The sequence below is a fragment of the Puniceibacterium confluentis genome (assembly GCF_007923445.1).
GTDB lineage: Bacteria > Pseudomonadota > Alphaproteobacteria > Rhodobacterales > Rhodobacteraceae > Puniceibacterium > Puniceibacterium confluentis.
Genome location: NZ_VOJI01000044.1, coordinates 1 through 14,875 on the forward strand (window position 1 = coordinate 1; position 14,875 = coordinate 14,875).

Below are 14,875 nucleotides of genomic sequence, written 5' to 3' on the forward strand. Positions count from 1 at the left end.
GAGACTCGCGCTTGGAAAAGAGTCCCTCGCGCCTGACCAGAACAACGTTCTTGGCAGCCGACTTTTTCAGCGACCTGCTAAGTGGATCTTGCGCCCTGGCCGACGTTTCGCGCCGCCATGCTTGCGGGCATGCCGAACAAAACCTTCAGGCTCAGGCATATCCGGATCGCGGCGCCACTGCGATCAGGCTGGCCAGTTCCTGGTCTTGAAGCTCGGCGGTGTGGGTCGGCTCATTCACCACAGCGACCACGCCGGATTTGCGAGATGAATCCCTTCCGGCTTTTGCGCAACAAAAACAATCCGGGCAATCAATACCAGACCCGCCACTGGAGCCAAACCCTGGACCGCTGCGGATCTGACGGCGTTCAAGGCGATCCACCCGAATGGCACCACAGCCCATCTATGACCAGCCCTGCACGTATTCCCGACTTGCCAAACAGGGGAAGCGATCTGGCTCGACAGGGAAAACGAGATGACGCGCAATGGCGTCTCTGTCTCGATTGGCCGCCGCGCAAGAAGGGATCTGCCTTCGCAAGCACTCCGATGCTGCCGCCGCCCCATGAGGCTCGCGGCTCCGCGACAGTGGTTGGTCCGCAGTCACAAAAGGCGGGACTGATCGTTCAATGAACATGACCGGAACGGTGCCAAAACGGGTCCAGAGTCGCCCACCATTTCGTTCAGCATCAGCAGGTTACAGACCGCTTGATTCAGGTGCACCACAAGGGTGCGGTACTAAGAATGAAAATTGCATCCGCGCCCCGGCACCCCCCGGGCCGGGCCAGCCAGACGCGGAGTTCGCTGCGCCCATGCTGTCCGCAACCGGCACGTATGGCGGCAAGACCCTCTGGCGCGATTCTCAAAGCCCGCGCGGCATCGCTGCCCCACTGGCACTGGACGACCGGAAACCCCTGGATCGCTGAAAGCCGCAGCAGACAGCGCTGCGTTCGCCGCAATGCCCGTGAGGGCTCAACGGTAGCGGCCCAGAAGCCGTTCACTGCCCCACCAGAGCGCGGCCATGCCGCCGCCCGTCACCAGACCAAGCCAGCGCCAGCCCTGCGGGCCCAGCGGCACGATCCCCAGCCCATGGCCCAGCACCGGCAGGATCATCAGCAGCAGGAACGGCCCGGTGTAGCGGCAATGCACCCGACCGCAGCGTCGGGAATTCAGCACGCAGGCGCTGCCCATCCACGCCAGCGCCAGCACCCAGACCCCCGTCTTGAGCAGGTCCGGCAACGGGATGGCCAGCAGCATCGCGCCAAGCGGCAGCCACCAGGCGAGAATGCTGCTGCGCGCGGTGTCGAGAAAGTCGGTGGAGGTTCGCTCGCTCATGTTCTCAGCCCGCGCAACATGACAGGGCGGCCACGTCCTTTTCAAAGGTCTGCGCGGCAAGCTTCAGCCCCTCGACCGTGGTGAGATAGGGCATGATCGTGTCGCCCAGCGCGTCGTAGGTCAGCCCGGCCCGCAGCGCCATCGCGGCGGTCTGGATGCTGTCGCCTCCCTCGGGCGCAAGGATCTGCGCCCCCAGCAGCCTCTTGCTGCCCACCTCGGCCACCAGCTTGATCAGCCCGCGCGTGTCGCGCGCGGCCAGGGCGCGCGGCACGGCGGAAAGCGGCAGGACCGAGGTGCGCACCTCGTGTCCCGCGGCACGCGCCTGCGCCTCGCTCAGCCCAACGCCCGCCACCTGCGGATCGGAGAACACGACCCAGGGCATCGCACTGTTGTCATAGGTGCGCGCCTCACCCGCGACCGCATTCTTCGCCGCCAGCTTGGCGCCATAGGCCGCCATGTAGACAAACTGGTCGCGTCCGGTGACGTCGCCCGCCGCCCAGACCCTGGGGTTGGCCGTGCGCATCTGAGCGTCCACATTGATACCGCCGCGCGCGTCCGTCATGATCCCGGCGCCGGCAAGGTTCAGCCCGTCACTGTTCAGCACCCGACCCGTCGCCAGCAACAGCCGCTCGGCGCGCAGCTCTTCGCCCCTGGTGCCTGTCAGACGGACACCGCCCGCATCCGGCGCGACGCTTTCGTAACCGTCGAATCGCGCCAGCGTGATGCCGTCTTCCGCGAGATACCCCTCCAGCATGGCCGAAACTTCCGGCTCGGCCTCGGGGAGCACGCCGCGCCGGCTGACCAGCGTCACCGCAACACCTGCGCGAGCGAAGATCTGCGCCAGTTCGACGCCGATGTAACCCGCCCCCAGCACCAGCAGCGAGGCGGGCAGCGCCGTCAGCTCCAGCGCCGTGGTGCTGTCGAGCGTCGCCACACCTTCAATTCCGGGGATCGCGGGCAGATGCGGGCGCGATCCGGTCGCTATGATGACCTTGCTGGCTTTGAGCAGAGCACCATCGACGGTGAGATTGCCACCCTCGTCGAAAGACGCCCGGCCCTCGATGTAGTCGACCGCCTCGTATCGCGGCAGCACGTCCACGTATTTGGCGCCGCGCAACTCTTCCACCAGCGCCTGTTTCTGCGCGACGGTGGCCGCCCAGTCGCTGACGCGCGCCTTGGCCTCGATCCCATCGAACCGGTCGGCGGCGCGGGCGTGATGCAGGGTTTCAACCGCCCGGATCAGCGTTTTGGACGGCACGCAGCCGACATTCACGCAGGTGCCGCCAAGCGTGCCCGCGCCGATCAGCGCAACGCGCGCCCCGGCCTCGGCGGCGGTGATGGCGGCGGAAAATCCGGCCGATCCGGCACCGATCACGGCGAGATCATAGCCTTCGTTCCTTGGGGAGCAGCAGTCTTTCATGGGGGTATCCTTCTTAACGTGCAGGGCGGCGGCGCCAAAGTGCATAGAGAGTAAGGCTGATGAACACCGCCAACGCCGGCAACAGCACGTAGTCGAGCCAGCCCAGCATGGCCGAAAGCCCGACGACGCCAAGCAGGACAACCAGCACAGGCGTAAAGCAGCACAGCGCCACCAGTACGGTGCCGATCAGCCCGAACTTCAGCAGGCGGTCGTCCTTTCCCGACAGAGCGTCAGGTCGTGTCATGAGCCGGAATCGGGCGCAAGCGTCGCGCCATAGCCGACGCCGGTGACGGCGGCGATCAATGCCTCGGCATCGGTCACCGCATCGTCGTACCGCAGGAGATAGAGACCGTCCTCGGCCTCTCCTTCGACAAATTCCGCGATTTCCACTGTCTCCACGCGCTTGAGCGCGGTGGCGACAATGTAGCTGCACGATGGGCAGGTCAGCCCCGTGACATGCAGGCGGCTCGTGGCTTCCCCGGCGAGGACGGCGACGGGAGCCAGAAGGAGCGCGGCGGCGACAACAAGTTGTTTCATGGATCGTATCCTTTGGATCAGAAGGTCAGGACAAGCGGCGCGAGATATGGAAAGGCCAGCGCCAGCAACACCGTGGCCAGCGCACCCCAGAGAAGTCCGCGCATCAGTCCGCGATCCACCGGGCGGGCGCAGATGCCGGTGGCACACCCCTCGGCAGGGACCGGGCGGTATGCCTGCCAGAAGCCGTACCCAAGCGCGGCGGCGGCGAGGCTGAACGTCACCCATTTATAAGCATAAAGCGCAGTCAACTGGCCGATGAAGACGCCGGTGACGCCAAGGCTGACCAGCACCAGCGGCAGGATGCAGCAAGAGGTCATCGCAAGCGCGCCCAGCAACCCGGCGCCTGTCGCTGCCCAGCCGGATTTGTCGACACGCTCCTCGGGTGTGGCTTCGTGTTGTTCGCTGATCGTGTCGCTGGTCATGGGACCGTCTTTCGTTGTTCTTCCATCGCCAGCAATGTAGGGTCTGTAGCAACTACAGGATCAAGGAGAATTGCCATGCCGGACGATCACGTCCCTGCGAGCGACCTGAAGCGTTCCGACCTTGCGCGGATGACAGGATGCAATCTCGAGACGATCCGCTACTACGAGAGCGTCGGACTAATGCCCAACCCGCCGCGCAGCCCGGCAGGCCATCGCCGCTACGGCGCGGCGCATGTCGAACGGCTGGGTTTCGTGATGCGCGCGCGCGATCTCGGCTTCTCCATGGAGGAAATCCGTGGCCTGCTGTCGCTGGTCGATCACGGCAGCCATACCTGTGCAGAGGTTGAAAGGCTGGGGCGCCACCAGCTCGACGTGGTCCGCGCAAAGATCCAGGATCTTCGGAAGATCGAGACCACGCTCGCGCAAACCATCGCGCGATGCACGGGGGCCAGCACCCCGGATTGCCCGCTGCTCGACGTTCTCACACAGAAGCGCGCAACGTAGGGCTCGGAACCATCGGGCTGTGGAGAGTGGCCTGTCAGTCAGACTGCGGCGCAGCCCTCTCCTGACGGGTTGACGATGTGGGTTGCAGCGGATCCGCGCCGGATGCCCGGCGCTGCTGTGATCTTGCCCAACGGCCCGGAGATCGGTCTTGAAGCCTGCCAGTTCGGTGGGGGAAGCGGTGACCGAAGTCGACAGCCGAACGCCGTCCGGGCCGGGTCCGCAGCGGGCAACCCGGAATGTTTTCTGACCGACGGCAGGCAATGCGCGTGCCATCGGTGTCTCGCCGCGCCGGGGACATCACTGATGCACCTGGGCCCGCCGCGGCAGGGGCATGGCGCGCAGGTCCTTGTCCGGATGATCCACATTCCGCGATGGCCGGCGGCCTGTTCAGGGCTGAAGTCCCGACGGCACATGAAAGACCGATTGAACCGCTGCGCTTCTCCCAAAAAGCGGACCAATGAGCAGTCATTGGTCCGCGTGGCGTCGGTGCAGGTTTCTACAGGCAATATAACGGGACCGACAAGGTCAGGAGCGGGTAAGCAGTGTCTCCGGTTGCATCAACCGGAGCAGGTCGATTGCGGCACGATGCGCCGCATGGTTGGCTTTCAGGACGCTCTCGTGCAGAATGAGAACGTCGAAATCCTCTCTTTCAGAGAGGGCAAGCGCCGCAAACTTGGTTTGCTGGGCAGCCTGCAGCGCGGCGAACCGCGCATCGAGTGCGGAACGCGGATCAGGTGCGCGCAACGCGGCCTGAACCAGTTCCAGTATGTTGATGCCATTGAGCCTTTTGCGCTCCACAACTTCATCTGCCGTGCTGCCGCACTGGGGTGCGGTCACCGGCAGAACTTCGGACGATCCCTGCGGCCGGGACATTGGGGACAGAGGCTTGACCGCAGAATCGTCTAGCCAGGTCGGGGTCGTGTGCTCAATTGCGTGAAGCATTTGCTGCCTCCTCGTCTTGTTGCTTGTCCGGACACACTAGCGCATCGCGCTTACCCGGATTTGCGACATTCATGTCGGGAGTGTGACAAACTGTGTCTGAAGCCAGACGTGACACAGCCTGTCACAGTATTTCGCTTCGGAATGGGCGAAATCATGCTACCAAGGTTGCGTGTCGGCGCTGTGCCGCTTTGGGTAGCAAAAGCAGTTGGATACCGGAACCAAGCATATTCTGGTGGTCGATGACGATCCTGAAATCTGTGATCTCGTCGGACAGGTTCTGCTGCGCGAAGGCTATCGCGTCAGCCGGGCCGCGCACACCCGGGGCGCGCGCCAGAAACTCGCGAGCGGGGTTGTCGATCTGATGGTCCTGGATCTGATGATGCCCGGGCAGGACGGTCTGGCCTTCTGCCGCGAACTGCGGGGCCAGGATGAACTGGTGCCGATCATCATGCTGACGGCCAAGGGCGACGATTTCGACCGGGTGCTCGGACTGGAGATGGGCGCGGACGACTACCTTGCCAAACCGTTTCACAGCCGCGAACTGCTGGCGCGCATAAGGGCAGTGCTGCGGCGCAGCCACTCGGCCGGCGAACGCCCTGCGGATCCGGCGCGCCGGTTCATCCGCTTCGAGGGCTGGCGGCTCGACACCGCGAAGCGGGAACTTGTGTCGGACGACGATGTGGTGGTGCTGCTGGGCGGCGCGGAATACGAACTTCTGCTGGCCTTTCTGACCTGGCCGCAGGTCACGCTGTCCCGTGAAATGCTGCTGGATGCGACGCGCGGCCGTTCAGCGGTGATTTCGGACCGCAGCATCGACATCCAGGTCAGTCGGCTGCGCCGCAAACTGGGCGACGATCCGCGAACGCCCCGGATCATCAAGACGGTCTGGGGCGACGGCTACCTGTTCACTCCGGACATCGAGCCGTGATGCAGCGCCAGAGCATGCGCGTGCAGACAACGGTGATCATCATCGTGGCCTTCCTGCTCTCGCATGTTGCCGGCTACATCATCTATACGCTTGACCGCCGCGACGCACTTGAGATGACCGAGGCGATCGACATCGCCGAACGTGCGGCCGGGATCAGCCGGTTGACACGCGACCTGCCCTCTTCATGGCAGGGTGAGATCGTGCAGTTTTCCGACAGCCGGGCGTTCCGGGTCTGGACCAGCTCGCTCCCTGCGGTAGAGGCGCACGACATATCCGACGACGAAGGCGATATCCTCGCCTACCTCAGGTCGCAGGTGCCGCGCATCGCCGACCATGAAATGCGGGTATCGCTTGTTGACAGCATCAGCGACATCCGCCGTCTGCCGCCGTTCGGCACATCCAGCCGGAGCGGCGCCGCGGTGATCGCAGGCGACCCTTTCAATGACGGGCCCGGGCTCGCCATATCGATCCGGCATTCGGATATCGAATGGGTGAACTTCATCGGTGCGATCAATACACCCAAGTCGCTGCTGCCCGAACTGCTGGCGATCAACCTGCTGTCCGCCGCTGTCGGGATTTCACTGGTCGCATTCTGGCTGGTGGGCCGTGTCACACGGCCGCTGGCCGAATTCGCGGACACCGCCGAGGGACTGGGCCGCGATCTGTCACGCGAGCCGATGCCGGTCCAGGGCCCGCGCGAAGTGGCGGTCGCAACCGAGGCGCTGAACGGGATGCAGCGGCGGCTGTTGCGTCTCATCCAGAGCCGGACGGACCTGCTTGCCGCCATTTCGCATGATCTGCGCACACCGCTCACCCAACTGCGGTTGCGGCTGGAACTGATGCCGGTGTCTGCGGACCGGCGCAAGGTGCTCCAGACCATCGACGACATGGATTCCACCATCGGAACCTTTCTGGCCTATGCCCGCGCGGCACATGAAAGCGAACTGGCGTCGCGCATCGACCTCGGGGCCCTCGTCAGCAGCATCTGCGATGATCTCGCCGATTGCGGTGCACCGGTCAGCTGTGATTGCAGCGCGGGACTGATCGTCAGATGCAAACGGCTGGCGATCAAACGCGCCATCACCAATCTGGTCGACAATGCCCTGAAATACGGCGGGCAGGCCGAAGTCTCGGTGGCGCCCTGCTCTGCCGGCGTTGTCGTGCGCATACAGGATCACGGTCCCGGCATCCCGGATGCGGAAATCGACATGGTGCTGAAACCGTTCTACCGCGGCAAAGCGGACCCCGGGAGGGCGCGCCAGCCGGGGACAGGTCTGGGCCTGTCCATCGCCCAGGCCATACTCGAGGATCATGGCTGTGAACTCAGGTTGACCAATCCTGTGCAGGGCGGGCTTCGGGCAGAGATCATCATGCCATTGGCCGCGGCTGCACCGCGTGCCTGATGGCCAATCTGACCGGGCGCCACACAGACCGCCGGACGCAGCGGCGCGGTAGGGCCGGACCTGCGCGCAATGTTGCCAAAAGGCCATGATGGCCGCGCGGTCACGAAATTGTATGAAGCCTTCCAGCACCGGAACGATTGACACGATGGCATTTGCCCGACATCTCTTGCGCATGACAGTCGAAGCCCGCCTTGTGAAAGTTCTTCAGGCTCTTTCGTGCCTGGCCTTGGCTTTGGCGCTGGTGCTGTCTCCGCCTTCTGCCGCGCACGCCCACGAGGCCAGCCACAGCGGAAGCGCGATGGCTGTTTCCGTCGCTCACATGGACCACGCGGCCATGGGCCACGGCGAACGGGCCGGCCCTCAGGGCGGCGACCTCCTTGCCGGGACCGACGGGGGCGACGATGAAGGTCCGCAGCAGTGCTGTAACGGGATCTGTCTGACCATCGCTTTGTCGGACGGACTGCTTCCGGATCTCAAATCCGGTCCGGACGGACATGAGGCGATCCTGCCTCCCCGGCTGATTGCCTATGATCCGATCGGCTTTCTGCGGCCGCCGAAATACCAGAGCTGATCGCGGGCCCCTGAACGCGGGGTCCAACGCGCCGCGCGGTGACCGTGCGCGCACAGGCAAAACGCTCAGGTAATCACATGAAAACTTACTTCGCTGCGGGGGCCTGCGCCCTCGGACTCGGGGCCTGCACGCAGGCACCGACGCCGCTTCCGGATGTGACGGCGCAATTGACCGCCTCACAACCGGCCATCCTGTCCCCGGTTTCACATGCTGATCCCCTGGCAGGCTACACCCACCGTGGACCTGTCGGGCCACGCGACTGGCGTCTGCTGAACCAGGAACAGGCAGGGGGCCACTGATGCGCGCCGTCAAACTCCCGCTGGCTCTTGCTGTTCCGCTCGTGCTCGGCGCCTGTGCCACCGCCATCCCCGGCATTTACACCGAACAGAAGGCGGGCTTCGCGGCGGTCTCGTCCCAGACCAGCGCGGCCATCGGCAAACGCACGGCCTTTGCCACCACGCAGGACGAAAACGCGGCTCTGGCGCGGGACGTCAAGGCGATGGTGCATCGCAAGACGATCTCGGCTGACACGGCCGTGCAGGTTGCCCTGCTCAACAACAAGGGGTTGCAGGCCTCTTATGCCAATGTGGGGTTGTCCGCGGCCGAGGCCTGGCAGCAGTCGACGCCGGAAAATCCGCTGGTGTCGGTCGGTGTCCTCGGCATCGGCGCCGCCGAACTGGGCGCCTACCGCGCCATCGAGGGCATGATTGCCACCAACATTCTGGACGCCAGAACCCGGAAACAGCGTGTGGCCCTGGCCGATGTCAGCTTTCGCACCGCGCAGGCAGAAGCGGTGAACGACACGCTGGCGCTTGCAAACGAAACCCGCATCGCATGGGTCAATGCGGTGGCGGCCTTCGAGGTTGTGAGCTACCTCAACCGCGCCAAGGCGACGTCGGACGCCGGGTCGGAACTGGCCCGCAAGCTGGGCGAAACCGGTGCGCTGAACAAGGCCGGACAGGCCCGGGAACAGGCCTTCAACGCCGAAATCGCCGGGCAGCTGGCCAGGGCGCGGCTGGATGCCACCCGTGCAAAGGAAGACCTGACCCGGCTGATGGGGCTCTGGGGCAGTGACGTCGACTATTATGTGCCCGATGCCCTGCCCGCCCTGCCCCGCTCGGTCGGGCGGATCGCCAACCTGGAAGCCAAGGCTCTGCGCAACCGCGTCGACCTGCGGGTGGCACAGCTTGGCCTCGAGGCGCAGGCGGCGGCCTTTGGTCTGACCGACCAGACCCGGTTGCTGACCGATCTGGAGATCATCGCCGGGCTCGAGACCGAGCGCGAGGCGGAGGCCGGCGGGATCGAAACCGCGACCACGCCGCAGGTCGAGCTGGAATTCGTGATCCCGATCTATGACACCGGCAAGGCGCGGATGCGCAAGGCCGAGATGAGCTATCTTCAGGCCGCCAATGTGCTCGCGGAAAAGGCGGTGAACGTGCGCTCCGAGGCGCGCGGCGCCGAGGTCGCCTATCACGCCTCGTACCGCATCGCCCGGCACTACCGGGATGTGCTGGTGCCGCTGCGCACCACGGTCGAGGAAGAGGGCCTGCTGTCGTACAACGGCATGATCACCAACACCTTTGAGCTGTTGCAGGACGTGCGCGAAAAACTGAGCGCGCAACTGGAGGCGGCCGGCGCGAAACGCGAATTCTACCTCGCGCAGGCAGAGGTGACCGCGGCGATCTATGGCGGTGGTTCAGGCGCATCGGAGGGCGGCACAGGGGCCGCGATTGCCGCCGGCGGCGGAGCAGGACATTGAGGGCACAAAACATGATGAACAGACGTCAATTGCTCGGGGCCGGGGCTGCCGGGGCCGCACTTGTGTCGTCGCAGGCCTGGGGCCAGACGATGAACCGCGGCCTGCCGGAGGCCGCCGTGATGGACAGTGCGGCCACGGTCGTCACGCCGCGCCCCACATCCGGGCCGGATTATACACCGGTCGTCACGCTCAATGGCTGGACCCTGCCGCATCGGATGAACAACGGGGTGAAGGAATTCCACCTGGTCGCGGAACCGGTAGAGCGCGAACTTGCCGACGGCATGATTGCGCATCTCTGGGGCTACAACGGTCAATCCACCGGCCCGACAATCGAGGCGGTCGAAGGTGACCGGGTGCGGATCTTTGTCACCAACCGGTTGCCGGAGCACACCACCGTGCATTGGCACGGCATGATCCTGCCGTCTGGCATGGACGGGGTCGGCGGGCTGAGCCATCCCGGTATCCCGCCGGGCAAGACCTATGTCTACGAATTCGACCTGATCAAGTCGGGCACCTTCATGTACCACCCCCACGCCGACGAGATGGTGCAGATGGCGATGGGGATGATGGGCATGTTCGTGGTCCATCCCAAAGACCCGTCCTTCATGCCGGTGGACCGGGATTTCCTGATCATGCTGAACGCCTTTGACATCGACCCCGGCACCTATGTGCCGCGGGTGATGACGATGGCGGATTTCAACCTGTGGACCTGGAACAGCCGGATCTTTCCCGACATCGACCCTCTGGTGGTGAATCAGGGCGACAAGGTGCGGGTGCGCGTCGGCAACCTGACGATGACCAACCACCCGATCCACATGCACGGTTACGATTTCAAGGTGACCTGTACCGACGGCGGCTGGGTGCCGGAATCGGCGCAGTGGCCCGAGGTCAGCATCGACATTCCCGTGGGCGCGATGCGGGCCTACGAATTCGTTGCCGATCATCTCGGGGACTGGGCGATCCATTGCCACAAGTCCCATCACACGATGAATGCCATGGGCCATGACGTGCCGACCTTCATCGGCGTCAACAAGACTCAGCTGACCAAGAAGATCCGCGCGTTCCAGCCGGAATATATGCCCATGGGCACCGCCGGCATGGCGGACATGGGTGTGATGGAAATGCCGCTGCCGGACAACACGATTCCGATGATGACCGGCTGGGGCCCGCATGGGCCGATCGAGATGGGTGGCATGTTCTCGGTCGTGAAGGTGCGCGAGGGCATCGACGCCGACGATTACGAGGATCCCGGCTGGTACGAAAACCCGCCGGGGGAACAGGCATATGAATGGACCGGCGAATTGCCCGAGTTCAGCCGGGTCGATGACGCCCGGACGCGCCTGACCGACAAACCCAGGTCGCGGGGCTGACGGGCCCTGCGACACCCAATCCACCTTAATCAACCTACAGGACACACAATGAAGACACTTCTAATCAACTCCGCCCTGTCACTTGTTCTTGGCGGGTCGGCCTTTGCCGCGGGGACGCATTCGGGCGATCACTCGGGCGGGCATGCCAGCACGACAATCGCGGACCACGGTCACGACATGATGGCCGTCGGCACCCCCGGCGGTGACACCATCAGCCGCACCGTCGAAGTTTCCATGAAAGAGACCGACGACGGCATGGTGTTCGAGCCCGCGTCGCTGGAATTCGCCGCCGGCGAAACGGTGAAGTTCGTGCTGACAAACGCAGGCGAACTCGAGCACGAGTTCGTGATGGATACCGCCGACAAGAACCAGGAACACAAGGTTCTGATGGCCAAGATGGACATGGAGCACGACGACCCCAACTCCATCCGCCTGGACCCAGGTGCCGAGGGCGAGATCGTCTGGACCTTTTCCAATGCCGGCACGTTTGAATTCGCCTGCCTGATCCCCGGTCACTACGAATCCGGCATGCATGGCCCGATCACCGTCAACTGAACCTCAACCACACACCCACTCAAAGGAAACCGACATGACCATTCTGAAAACACTGGGACTTTCCACACTTGCGCTCGCGCTGTCGGCGACATTCGCTCTGGCCGAAACCTACACCAAGGGCACGGTCAAGAAGCTGGACGCCAAGGCCGGCAAGGTGACCATCATCCATGAAGAACTGGTGGATCTGGAAATGCCCGCGATGACCATGGTGTTCCGCGCGGACGAGGTGCTGATGGCCAAGATGTCCGAAGGCGACGCCATCGAGTTCGTCGCCGACCGCGTCAAGGGCAAGCTGACAGTCACCGCATTGAAGTGAGCCGCGGCGGCCCTGTCGCCGCCCTGCCTCAATCTCGGGTCCAGCGGCACACCGCTGGGCCCACCCCGATGCGAACGCGGAAGATACCGCGCGCCCCCGAGCAGTGAGAAATCTCGATGAGGACGATCCTGTTACCCATTGCGCTCGGCGTGGTCGTTGCCGCACCTCTCTCGGCTGCGGACGGCCCGCCGCCGCCCCCGGTGCCCCCCTATGACAGCACAGCCGAAGCGCCGCGCTTTGGCCGCCCCGGCACCCTGGAAGACGTCACCAGAACCGTTGAAATCCGGCTTTACGATACAATTGCCGGATCACGCCTGTTCGAGCCGCGCGCCATCTCGGTCGAGACCGGAGAAACCGTGCGCTTCCGGATCGTGAATGTCGGCACCGGCAGGCACGAATTCTTTCTCGGCAACCTGCAGGAGATTGCCCAACATCGCGACCGGATGGTGCGGGACCCGGACATGCCACACGACGGGCCGAATTCGATCTCGCTGGAGCGGCGCCAGTCCGGCGAGGTCATCTGGACCTTTGATCAGGTCGGCGCGGTGGATTACGCCTGCTTTGTGCCCGGTCACATAGATGCCGGAATGCGGGGCCTGATCGTGGTCCTCGCCCCTCGGAAACCGAAGCCCAGGGACTGACGGGGGCGCAGCGGCGCGCCAGGTCTCGCAACGTGATGGCTGTCACCGACTTCGAACCGGGGCACGGTTTCCGGCGTCAGCTGCACATCCGGATGAACACGCCGGATAAAACCTTGCCTACGGGTATGCCGCGAAGCCGCCGACGTGATCCCCCTGAACCGCATCCGGACCGGCCTTCCCGACAGCCTGGCGGCACGTGAGGACCGCCAGGCGATATTCGCTCTCGGATCGACTGCCTTGACCATCCGGATACGGGACGACACCACAACAGGGAAAGACGTGGCCGGTTTGCGATCAGCAACCCGTGAATATCCCAGGCCAAACAGTTCCGTGTCCGGGGCGACACAGGGCGATGGTCGCAGACTGCCACTTGGCTGACCACCCAGCCCCCTTGCACGCACTCGCGCGGTGGGGTCTTGACACAGGGTCAAATTAGATAGACTGGTCTACCTAGAATAGGGAGCCACCGATGTCACAGACCGCAGTCAGACTGCCCAGCGCCCGTGACCGGCTGATCAAGGCGGCGGCAGACCTTTTCTACAACGACGGCATCGCCGCGACTGGCATCGACGCGATCACGCGGCGGGCCGGTGTTGCCAAGCAGAGCCTCTACAACAACTTCTCGTCCAAGGCCGAACTGGTGGCCGCCTATATCGACGCCCGCCATGCCGAATGGCTTGCCCTCTACGCCATCCGGGAAGCGGCCGCCGTGGGAGCCAGGGAAAAGATTCTCGCCGTGTTCGATGCTTACGGCGACCATGCCGCCGGTGCCTATGAACGCGGGTTTCGCGGCTGCGGATTGCTGAACGCCGCCGCCGAACTGACCAGTGGCGACGACGCTCGCCTGGCTGTGCGCCGCCACAAGGAAGACGTTGATGCCATCCTGGCATGCCAGCTGAAGACACTCCTTCCGGGGGCACCGGAACAGGCCGAACACCTTGCGGCGCATCTGTCCTTTCTGCTGGAAGGCGCGATGACCCGGGCCGGTCTCGAAGGGAACGGCAGGCGGGTTGTTCAGGCGCGCGCAATCGCCCGTGACATCCTGGACACCCTGTGAACAGCGCGCACGCAGCTGTGGCGTCCGAACGGGCCACGGGCATCGCCGCCTGCCTGCTGGCCGCCACCGCCTGGGGGACAACCGGCACAGCGGCCACATTTGCACCGGACGTATCCGCCGTCGCCATCGGTTCGGCGGCCATGGGGCTGGGCGGACTGATGCAGGCGCTCTTCGCCCTGCGGGGGTTCCGCACCTGTCTGCCCGACCTCGGCCGGAACTGGATTCTGCTTTTTCTTGGCGCGGTATCGGTGGCGATCTATCCGTTGGCGTTCTACGCCGCGATGCGCTTTGCCGGCGTCACCGTCGGCACCGTCATCGCGATCGGGTCAGCGCCGCTTTTCTCTGCCCTGATCGAAAACCGCATCGAGGGCAGCAGACTGACGCCCCGCTGGGCCATTGGCGCCGGAATCGGAATTACCGGCATGGCGCTTCTCAGCGTGTCGGACGGAGGACAGGTCAGCACAGCCCCCAACATGGCGCTGGGTGTCGGCCTCGGGCTGGTCGCCGCAGCAACCTACGCGCTGTATTCCTGGACCGCGCGCCGGCTGATGCGCCGGGGGGTGCGGTCCCGCGTCGCGATGGGTGCCACATTCGGACTGGGCGGGCTGTTTTTGATGCCGGTGCTCTTTGCCACCGGCGGCGCCTTCCTTGCGTCCGCCACGAATTTTGCGGTCGGGGCTTACATGGCGATTGTGCCGATGTTTCTGGGCTACATCGCCTATGGCATCGCCCTGGCCCGGATACCGACGCGTCAGGCCACGACAATCACCCTGTTCGAGCCGGTCGTGGCGGCAATGCTGGCCGTGCTCGTCGTCGAGGAACGCCTGTCATCCACCGGCTGGCTCGGCGCCGGGCTGATAGTGGCTTGCCTGTTCTGGATGGAACTGCCGAAACCGCGCCGCTGACCCGAGCCGATTTGTGCGACAGAGCCTGACTTGCGCGCCAGGGCGTCAGACAGTGCCGCGGCGTTGTTGCGCAACTCGCGCTTGAGGGGTGACAGCCCCTTAGCCCACTGACGTCATGCCACAGGGACGGTCTCGGCGCTGCCGAGGGCGTTGAAGTGGTTATAAGGGCGATGCGGATGTGGATTTCGGCGGTCTGGCGGTCGGGGTCTCTTGCCA

General features: G+C 64.5%; 19 protein-coding genes. 13 read left to right on the forward strand and 6 right to left on the reverse strand.

From position 1 onward, the window contains the following. On the forward strand, nucleotides 1-209 hold a 209-nt coding region (locus tag FOY53_RS23495; RefSeq protein WP_222435316.1), incomplete at its 5' end, for a hypothetical protein. 757 nt (nucleotides 210-966) lie between these two features. On the opposite strand, the gene FOY53_RS21665 is transcribed toward FOY53_RS23495, so the two are convergent. From FOY53_RS21665 to FOY53_RS21685, 5 genes are read right to left on the reverse strand one after another with little or no spacing between them, the layout of a single operon-like run. Next, on the reverse strand, nucleotides 967-1,329 hold the full coding sequence (locus FOY53_RS21665) for a hypothetical protein (RefSeq protein ID WP_146592400.1): 363 nt from the start codon (nucleotides 1,327-1,329) through the stop codon (nucleotides 967-969). A 4-nt stretch (nucleotides 1,330-1,333) separates the two neighbouring features. Then, nucleotides 1,334-2,749, reverse strand: a complete 1,416-nt coding sequence (merA, locus tag FOY53_RS21670) for a mercury(II) reductase (protein WP_146592401.1) — start codon at nucleotides 2,747-2,749, stop codon at nucleotides 1,334-1,336. A 13-nt stretch (nucleotides 2,750-2,762) separates the two neighbouring features. After that, on the reverse strand, nucleotides 2,763-2,993 hold the full coding sequence (gene merF, locus FOY53_RS21675) for a mercury resistance system transport protein MerF (RefSeq protein ID WP_146592402.1): 231 nt from the start codon (nucleotides 2,991-2,993) through the stop codon (nucleotides 2,763-2,765). Continuing rightward, nucleotides 2,990-3,286 (reverse strand): heavy-metal-associated domain-containing protein, encoded by a 297-nt coding sequence (locus FOY53_RS21680; protein ID WP_146592403.1) that lies wholly within the window; start codon nucleotides 3,284-3,286, stop codon nucleotides 2,990-2,992. Before FOY53_RS21680 ends, merF begins: the two co-directional genes overlap by 4 nt. A gap of 17 nt (nucleotides 3,287-3,303) precedes the next feature. After that, a complete protein-coding gene (locus FOY53_RS21685; RefSeq protein WP_146592404.1) occupies nucleotides 3,304-3,708 on the reverse strand; it encodes a mercuric transporter MerT family protein in 405 nt (134 codons plus the stop codon). 75 nt (nucleotides 3,709-3,783) lie between these two features. Between FOY53_RS21685 and FOY53_RS21690 the strand changes: the two genes are divergently transcribed. Next, nucleotides 3,784-4,212, forward strand: coding sequence for a MerR family transcriptional regulator (locus FOY53_RS21690; RefSeq protein ID WP_146592405.1), 429 nt, complete (start codon nucleotides 3,784-3,786; stop codon nucleotides 4,210-4,212). Nucleotides 4,213-4,737: 525 nt separating this feature from the next. On the opposite strand, the gene FOY53_RS21695 is transcribed toward FOY53_RS21690, so the two are convergent. Next, complete coding sequence (locus FOY53_RS21695; protein ID WP_146592406.1) at nucleotides 4,738-5,154, reverse strand: hypothetical protein; 417 nt, start codon at nucleotides 5,152-5,154, stop codon at nucleotides 4,738-4,740. A gap of 205 nt (nucleotides 5,155-5,359) precedes the next feature. Here FOY53_RS21695 and FOY53_RS21700 point away from each other — a divergent pair, with 205 nt between their 5' ends. From FOY53_RS21700 to FOY53_RS21750, 11 genes are all read left to right on the forward strand, one after another. After that, nucleotides 5,360-6,082 carry a response regulator gene (locus FOY53_RS21700; protein WP_146592407.1) on the forward strand — a complete coding sequence of 241 codons (723 nt, stop codon included), beginning with the start codon at nucleotides 5,360-5,362 and terminating at the stop codon, nucleotides 6,080-6,082. Continuing rightward, entirely contained in the window at nucleotides 6,082-7,485 is a 1,404-nt protein-coding gene (locus FOY53_RS21705) for an ATP-binding protein (RefSeq protein ID WP_146592408.1), read from the forward strand. Before FOY53_RS21700 ends, FOY53_RS21705 begins: the two co-directional genes overlap by 1 nt. A 172-nt stretch (nucleotides 7,486-7,657) precedes the next feature. Next, a complete protein-coding gene (locus FOY53_RS21710; protein ID WP_186766713.1) occupies nucleotides 7,658-8,056 on the forward strand; it encodes a hypothetical protein in 399 nt (132 codons plus the stop codon). A gap of 77 nt (nucleotides 8,057-8,133) precedes the next feature. Next, a complete protein-coding gene (locus FOY53_RS21715) occupies nucleotides 8,134-8,355 on the forward strand; it encodes a hypothetical protein (protein ID WP_146592410.1) in 222 nt (73 codons plus the stop codon). Then, nucleotides 8,355-9,815, forward strand: a complete 1,461-nt coding sequence (locus FOY53_RS21720; RefSeq protein WP_146592411.1) for a TolC family protein — start codon at nucleotides 8,355-8,357, stop codon at nucleotides 9,813-9,815. The genes FOY53_RS21715 and FOY53_RS21720 overlap by 1 nt, the downstream gene beginning before the upstream one ends. 11 nt (nucleotides 9,816-9,826) lie before the next feature. Then, nucleotides 9,827-11,185, forward strand: coding sequence for a multicopper oxidase family protein (locus tag FOY53_RS21725; RefSeq protein ID WP_146592412.1), 1,359 nt, complete (start codon nucleotides 9,827-9,829; stop codon nucleotides 11,183-11,185). 48 nt (nucleotides 11,186-11,233) lie between these two features. Then, entirely contained in the window at nucleotides 11,234-11,740 is a 507-nt protein-coding gene (locus tag FOY53_RS24100; protein ID WP_146592413.1) for a plastocyanin/azurin family copper-binding protein, read from the forward strand. Nucleotides 11,741-11,774: 34 nt separating this feature from the next. Then, complete coding sequence (locus FOY53_RS24105) at nucleotides 11,775-12,056, forward strand: copper-binding protein (RefSeq protein ID WP_146592414.1); 282 nt, start codon at nucleotides 11,775-11,777, stop codon at nucleotides 12,054-12,056. A 116-nt stretch (nucleotides 12,057-12,172) separates the two neighbouring features. Further along, nucleotides 12,173-12,697 carry a cupredoxin domain-containing protein gene (locus FOY53_RS21740; protein ID WP_146592415.1) on the forward strand — a complete coding sequence of 175 codons (525 nt, stop codon included), beginning with the start codon at nucleotides 12,173-12,175 and terminating at the stop codon, nucleotides 12,695-12,697. A gap of 469 nt (nucleotides 12,698-13,166) precedes the next feature. Then, on the forward strand, nucleotides 13,167-13,754 hold the full coding sequence (locus FOY53_RS21745; RefSeq protein WP_146592416.1) for a TetR/AcrR family transcriptional regulator: 588 nt from the start codon (nucleotides 13,167-13,169) through the stop codon (nucleotides 13,752-13,754). Next, nucleotides 13,751-14,659 (forward strand): DMT family transporter, encoded by a 909-nt coding sequence (locus FOY53_RS21750; RefSeq protein WP_222435315.1) that lies wholly within the window; start codon nucleotides 13,751-13,753, stop codon nucleotides 14,657-14,659. The genes FOY53_RS21745 and FOY53_RS21750 overlap by 4 nt, the downstream gene beginning before the upstream one ends. The last annotated feature ends 216 nt before the right edge of the window (nucleotides 14,660-14,875 follow it).